Annotated in this window: 8 protein-coding genes; 1 reads left to right on the top strand and 7 read right to left on the bottom strand. The window is 64.4% G+C overall.

What is annotated here, in order from left to right:
- The coding region (locus B9Z31_RS13325; RefSeq protein WP_304441714.1) for a uroporphyrinogen decarboxylase family protein at positions 1-305 on the top strand (305 nt) is incomplete at its 5' end.
- Between the two features lie 37 nt (positions 306-342).
- On the opposite strand, the gene ccmI is transcribed toward B9Z31_RS13325, so the two are convergent.
- The 7 genes from ccmI to ccmC are packed head-to-tail and all read right to left on the bottom strand — an operon-like array spanning position 343 to position 6,229.
- Entirely contained in the window at positions 343-1,623 is a 1,281-nt protein-coding gene (ccmI, locus tag B9Z31_RS13320) for a c-type cytochrome biogenesis protein CcmI (RefSeq protein ID WP_100120046.1), read from the bottom strand.
- Entirely contained in the window at positions 1,623-2,159 is a 537-nt protein-coding gene (locus B9Z31_RS13315; protein WP_100120045.1) for a cytochrome c-type biogenesis protein, read from the bottom strand. The genes ccmI and B9Z31_RS13315 overlap by 1 nt, the downstream gene beginning before the upstream one ends.
- Entirely contained in the window at positions 2,156-2,770 is a 615-nt protein-coding gene (locus tag B9Z31_RS13310) for a DsbE family thiol:disulfide interchange protein (protein ID WP_233200960.1), read from the bottom strand. The genes B9Z31_RS13315 and B9Z31_RS13310 overlap by 4 nt, the downstream gene beginning before the upstream one ends.
- On the bottom strand, positions 2,767-4,800 hold the full coding sequence (locus tag B9Z31_RS13305) for a heme lyase CcmF/NrfE family subunit (RefSeq protein ID WP_233200958.1): 2,034 nt from the start codon (positions 4,798-4,800) through the stop codon (positions 2,767-2,769). The genes B9Z31_RS13310 and B9Z31_RS13305 overlap by 4 nt, the downstream gene beginning before the upstream one ends.
- 27 nt (positions 4,801-4,827) lie before the next feature.
- Entirely contained in the window at positions 4,828-5,274 is a 447-nt protein-coding gene (gene ccmE, locus B9Z31_RS13300; RefSeq protein ID WP_100120044.1) for a cytochrome c maturation protein CcmE, read from the bottom strand.
- Positions 5,271-5,465 (bottom strand): heme exporter protein CcmD, encoded by a 195-nt coding sequence (ccmD, locus tag B9Z31_RS13295; RefSeq protein ID WP_100120043.1) that lies wholly within the window; start codon positions 5,463-5,465, stop codon positions 5,271-5,273. Before ccmD ends, ccmE begins: the two co-directional genes overlap by 4 nt.
- On the bottom strand, positions 5,462-6,229 hold the full coding sequence (gene ccmC / locus B9Z31_RS13290) for a heme ABC transporter permease CcmC (RefSeq protein WP_100120042.1): 768 nt from the start codon (positions 6,227-6,229) through the stop codon (positions 5,462-5,464). The genes ccmD and ccmC overlap by 4 nt, the downstream gene beginning before the upstream one ends.
- Between the last annotated feature and the right edge of the window lie 6 nt (positions 6,230-6,235).

Genomic DNA, 6,235 nt, shown 5'->3' with positions numbered 1-6,235 from the left:
GCCTGGACTGGACCATGAACCTGGGCCGCGCCCGCGCCCAAGTGGGTGGCCCCGTCGGTGGCCCCGGCAAAGCGCTGCAAGGCAACATCGACCCCAATATTTTGTTTGCGCCCCCCGCGCAGATCGCGAGCGAGGTGCACCGCGTGCTCGACAGCTTTGGCACGCCGCACACCGACCGCAGCACCACCGGCCCCACGCACATCTTCAACCTGGGCCACGGCATCAGCCAATACACCCCGCCCGAGCATGTGACGGCGCTGGTCGAGGCGGTGCACAGCCACTCGCGGAAATTGCGTCAGTCTTGAGCCCTTCGCAAGCAGGGGCTCGCGCGCAAGCCGAACTTCAGCGCGCCGAGATCTGCAGCACGACGCCTTGCACGCCGGTCTTCACGCCGGGCAATTCCACCTGAACATCATCGGCTTGCTTTTGCGCGGATCCGGTTTTGGAAATGCGCGCCACCAGGCGCACCTGCGCCAGTGAGGACAACAAGGGCGGTGCACCCATGCCCATGCTGTCGCTCAAGGCAAAAGAGACCGGCCAGGACGTCGGCGTGCCGCGCCAGATGGCCACGGGGCGGCGCGAACCCTCTTCGGCCACGGCATAAACGAACAATGTCGCACCGGGCGTGAGCTGGCTTTTCACCTCGTTTGATACACGCACTTCGCCCTGAATGAGGGGCTGGGCGTGGGCGGCAGGGGCGCCAGAGGCGTCCGCCCGGCCTTTGGCCACATCGGCCACATCGGCCACAGCGGCTTGCTGCGCCAAGAGCGCCACCTGAGCCAAGGGCCCCACTTGGGCCAAGGCCTGCTGGAGACCTTGCGCGGCCTCGCTCTCGGCCGGCACCAAGCGGAGCGCCTGCTGCCAATACATTTGGGCCTGTACAGGCCGTTTCTCTGACCAAGCCGCGCTGCCCGCCAAAACCAAGGCGTTGAGGTGCATCGGCTGTGCGCGCAACACGTCTTGAATCCACTGCCAAGGCTCTCCCGCATAGACACCGCCTGCGCTCAAAGCTTTCATCTGCGCACGCTCAATCCACACATCGGGCTCGGGCGACAAGGCCAGCACGCGGGCCAGCGCTTGTTCGGCCAGGGCATGCGCATTTTGCGCCGCGTGCAATCGGGCCAGCGTCAACCAAGCCTCGGCATCCTGCGGCTTTTGTTGGGTGGTTTTGAGCCACAAACGGGTTTGCTCGGCCAGCTGCTCGGGGGTGCTCGCGCTGATCCGGACCCGCTGGCTCAAAGGCTCAGGCCACCAGCTTTGGGGGGCGCCCAGTTGCCAGTAACTCCCGCCGCTCAGCAAGACCAAGGCCACCACCAGCCCCAACCAGGGGACAGGAACCCCAGCACCGCCCCGGTCATCGGCCTGCGCGGCATCGGCCAACAGATGGCGCAGCAACTCATCGCGCGCGGTCTGGTGCTGCGCTGGCGTCAACCGGCCTTCGGCCCATGCCCGGTCCACATCGGCCAGGTGCTGTTGATGGATCTGCCGATTGGCACGCGACTGCTCGGCACTGCCCAGGGCTGGCCTTTGTTGGCCCCAACCCCAGCGCAAGACCCCAGCCGCCAGCCCCCCCAACAACAAGAGCAGCAAGATCAGACCCAGCCAAGGCGGCAAGAAAGACATCAGGACTCCAGCAGTTGGCGGGCGCGTTCACGCTCGCTGTCGGTCAAAGGCACGGGTTCAGCAGCTTGGCGCCGCATCAAGCGCAGCGCCAGGGCAAGGCCAACCAACAACAACACAAAGGGGCCAAACCACAAGGGCCAGGTCACGGGTTTGACTTCGGGTTTGTAAAGCACAAAGTCGCCGTATCGGCTGACCAAAAAGCGGCGGATATCGGCATCGCTTTGACCTCGCTCGATGAGGCTGCGCACCTCGCGCCGCAAGTCCAGGGCCAGCTCGGCCGTGGACGAAGCCAAGGACTCGTTTTGACACACGAGGCAACGCAACTCACCCGCCAAGGCGTCCCAGCGCGCCTGAACCGCCGCCGTCATGGGCGCATCGGTGTGCCCCACGGCAGGCCCACCCACAGCCGGCAAAGTCAGCTCGACCGTCGCCAGCGTTGGCGCCACATCGGGCACTGCGCTGGCGCTTGGGACCGCCACACAGGCGCCCCACAGCCCTGCACAGGCCAGCACACAGGTCAGCACTGCGCGTCTCATGGCAGACCCCGCATCAGGGGCAGCAGCTTTTGCTGCAGCACCTCGGGCGTTAAAGCACCCGCATGTTTGAATCGGACCACACCTTCGCGGTCCACCAGGTAGGTCTCGGGCAAGCCGTAGACGCCAAAATCCATGCCCACTCGGCCGTCCATGTCCATCAGGTTCACGCCAAAGGCCTGCCCTTGTTTCTGCAACCACGCCTGACTGCGGCTTGTGGCTTTTTGCACCGCGCCCGCACCCAGGGGGTCTTGGCCGGACAGCTCGGAAGCCTGGAGTTCTTTGTAGTTGATGCCCACCATCTTCAGGCCAGGCTGGCGAGACAGGGCCATCAGCATCGGGTGCTCCTCTTTGCAGCCGGCGCACCAAGTGGCCCACAGGTTGACCAAGGTGAGCTGCCCCTTGAATTGCGCCGCAGTGAACACGCCCGGCCCGCCGACCACTTGCAACTCAAACGCTGGCGCGGGGCGACCGATCAACGGTGAGGGGATCTCTTGTGGGTTGCGCGTGAGGCCCACGGCCAAAAACACCACCATGCCCAAAAACAGTGCCAGGGGCACCAACACCCAAGGCGGCATGCGGCCGCTGGCGGGCCGGACAGCGGGCGCACTCACGACACGGCTCCTTGGGTTTCCACCGCAGACCTTGCGCCTGGCGAGGCGGGGGCAGGCCTGGTGGTGCGCTCTGGCGCAGCGGCTTGGCGGTAGCGCCGGTCAAACGCCGCCAAGCCGCCCCCCAGCACCATGAACACCGCGCCCAACCAGATCCACGACACAAAAGGCTTGTGGTAAATGCGAAAACTCCACTGCGGCGGCTCGCCCGCCAGGGGCTCGCCCAAAGACACATAGCGGTCGCGCGACAGGTTGCGATCGATCGCCGCCTCGGTCATGGGCATCGCGCTGGAGGCATAGCGGCGCTTTTCGGGCGTCAGCATCCCCACCTCTCGCTCAACACCCGACCGACTTTCGAACAGCTTCATGTGCGCGCGCAAGGCCAGGTAATTCGGCCCCAAGTGGTTGTCCACACGCAGGAGTTGGTAACGCACCCCGGCCACCTGGACCGAGTCGCCCAGGCCCAGTCGCACATCACGCTCGACCTGAAAGGACTTGACACCGGTGATGCCCAGCACCAACACCGCCACGCCCAGGTGCGCCACCTGCATGCCCCACCAGGCCAGGCCCGGTGAGCCTGGCTGGCGCCAACGCAAAACGACTTGCCAAGCGCCCGACAACACCATCCAGCCGCCCAAGGTGCCGCCCATCACCGTGAGCCAGCCGCCCAGCGTGGTCGCGCCGCCCTCACCCACCGGTGCACCACCCCAGGTGGCCCAGGCACTGGCCAGCAAGAGCGCCAAGGCGCCAGGCACCAAGACCGCGCGCACCGCCGCCCAGCGCGCCACATGCCAGGGCACCACCGTGCCCGGCACCATGGCCAGCAAGAGCGGCACCATCAAGGGCACAAACACGCGGTCAAAATAAGGCGGCCCGACCGAGAGCTTGCCCAAATTCAGTGCGTCGATGATCAGCGGGTACAGGGTGCCCAGAAGAACCGCCGCCATGGCCACCACCAAGAGCACGCTGTTGAGCAGCAAAAAAGATTCGCGCGAACCCGCCACCGGCTGCGAGGCGTTGGCCCACTGCGGTGCGCGCCAAGCAAACAAGACCAGCGAAACGCCCACGACCACCACCAAAAACAGCAAGATGAAGACGCCCCGCGCCGGGTCGGTGGCAAAGGCGTGTACCGAGGTCAACACCCCCGATCGGACCAAAAATGTGCCGAGCAAACTGAGTGAAAAAGCACCGATGGCCAAGAGCACCGTCCAGGCCTTGAACTGCCCGCGCTTGTCGGTGACCATGAGCGAATGGATCAGGGCCGTGGCCACCAACCAAGGCATGAGCGAGGCGTTTTCCACCGGATCCCAGAACCACCATCCGCCCCAGCCCAACTCGTAATACGCCCACCAGGATCCGAGTGCAATGCCCAGCGTCAAAAAGCCCCAGGCCGCCACCGTCCAGGGCCGCGCCCAACGCGCCCAAGCCGCATCGAGCCGGCCCGACAACAAGGCAGCCATGGCGAAAGCAAAGGCCACCGACAAACCCACATAACCCATGTAAAGCATGGGCGGGTGGATGACCAAGCCCGGGTCCTGCAACAAAGGGGTCAGGTCACGCCCCTCGGCAGGCGCCGGGAACTGCCGTGCAAACGGATTGGACAAGGTCAGGATGAAGACCAAAAAACCCACCGACACCGCCCCCATGACGCCCAGCACTTGGGCCACCAGGGCCTGCGGCAAACGTTTTGAAAACGTGGCCACCGCCACCGACCACAAGGCCAACATCAACACCCACAGCAGCAGCGAACCCTCGTGTCCCGCCCAGATGGCCGACAAACGGTAGGGTGTGGGCAGCAAGGTGTTGGAATGGTGGGCCACGTATTTGACGCTGAAATCATGCCCATAAAACGCATGCCACAACGCCCCAAAGGCCAACAAAATCAGCACCAACTGCAAGACCGCCAAGGGGCGCGCCAAAGCTTGCCAGCCCGCACGCCGCCCAGACAGACTGCCCCACAGCGGCAGCACCGCCAAGGCCAAGGCCACCCAAGCCGACATGATCAAAGCCAAATGTCCTGCTTCAGGCCACATGTGCAACTCCCTTGGGGTCCGCGTGCCTCATCGCATCACCGCGCCACCCATGCGGGCTTTGGCTGCTTCGTCCAGCGCATGCTGGGCCTCGGGCGGCATGTAGTTTTCGTCGTGCTTGGCCAGCACCTCGCTGGCGACAAATATGCGCCCCGCATCGAGGCGCCCTTGCGCGACCACGCCCTTGCCCTCTTTGAACAAATCGGGCAGCAGCCCCACATAGCGCACGGGCACTTCTTGGTGTGTGTCGGTCACCACAAAGGCCACCGCCATGCCATCGCGCTCGATGCTGCCCACCTTGACCAAACCGCCGACGCGAAAATGCCCTTCTTGGGGCGCTTGACCCGCTGCCACTTGCGTCGGTGTGAAGAAAAAAACCAAGTTGCTCTGAAAGGCATTGAGCACAAAGTAAGCCGCACCGCACAAGAGCAAAACGCCCAAGCCGATGCCCCAAAGGCGTTTTTGACGGCTTTTCATGATGGCCCTCCTGTCTGTGTGTCTTCGGCTGCGTCCATGGCTTCGCACACCAGCTCCAAGGCTTGCTGGCGAGCGCTGCGCGCCAGCCCAACCTCCAGCGCCAGCAAACCCGCGCTCACCCCCATGCTGCCCCACACGTAAACGCCATAGCCGCCCATGGCCCAGAACTCAGCAGCGCTTGACCAGATCATGTGGCACCTCTCAACGCGCGTTGCGCGCGGTGGGCCAAGACCTCGGGCAGTTGCTGCACCCAAGCGGCGTGGCTGTCACGCAACAAAATCAAATTGCGCACGCGCCACAAAGCGATGGCCGCGGCATACAACCACACCGACAAACTCATCAGCAACATGCCCGTCAGCATGATGCTGGCCATGCGTGGCGACTGGGTGAGCGAAACCGAGGCCCCCTGGTGCAGGGTGTTCCACCACTTGACCGAAAAATAAATGATCGGCACATTGACCGCCCCCAACACCGCCACCAAGGCGCCTGCCCGGTCCGAGCGGCGCGGGTCTTCGATGGCCGAGGTCAGCGCGATGTAGCCCAGATACAAAAACAACAAAATCAACATCGAGGTCAGCCTCGCGTCCCACACCCAATAGGTGCCCCACATGGGCTTGCCCCACAGGGCCCCCGTCCAGAGCGACAAAAAGGCCAGCAAGGCCCCGGTGGGCGCGAGCGCCCGCGTCATCAGGCCCGACAAGCGGGTGTTGAACACCAAGCCCAGCACGCTCCAAAACGCCATGGCGAGGTAAATGACCATGGCCATCCACGAGACGGGCACATGGATGTAAATGATGCGGTAGGCCTGGCCCTGCTGCGCATCGGACGGTGCGACCATGAAGCCCACCCACAAACCGGCCAGCGCCAAAGCACTGGCCAAGCAGGCCAGCCAAGGCCACAGACGACCGGCCAGGGGGTAGAAGTGTTGCGGTGCGGCGTAGTGAAAGAGTCTCATGGCCTG

The organism is Limnohabitans sp. G3-2 (assembly GCF_002778275.1).
In the GTDB taxonomy this organism is placed as follows: Bacteria; Pseudomonadota; Gammaproteobacteria; order Burkholderiales; family Burkholderiaceae_C; genus Limnohabitans_A.
Note: the sequence above shows the minus strand (reverse complement) of the source record. Positions and strands in the feature narration are given on the sequence as shown.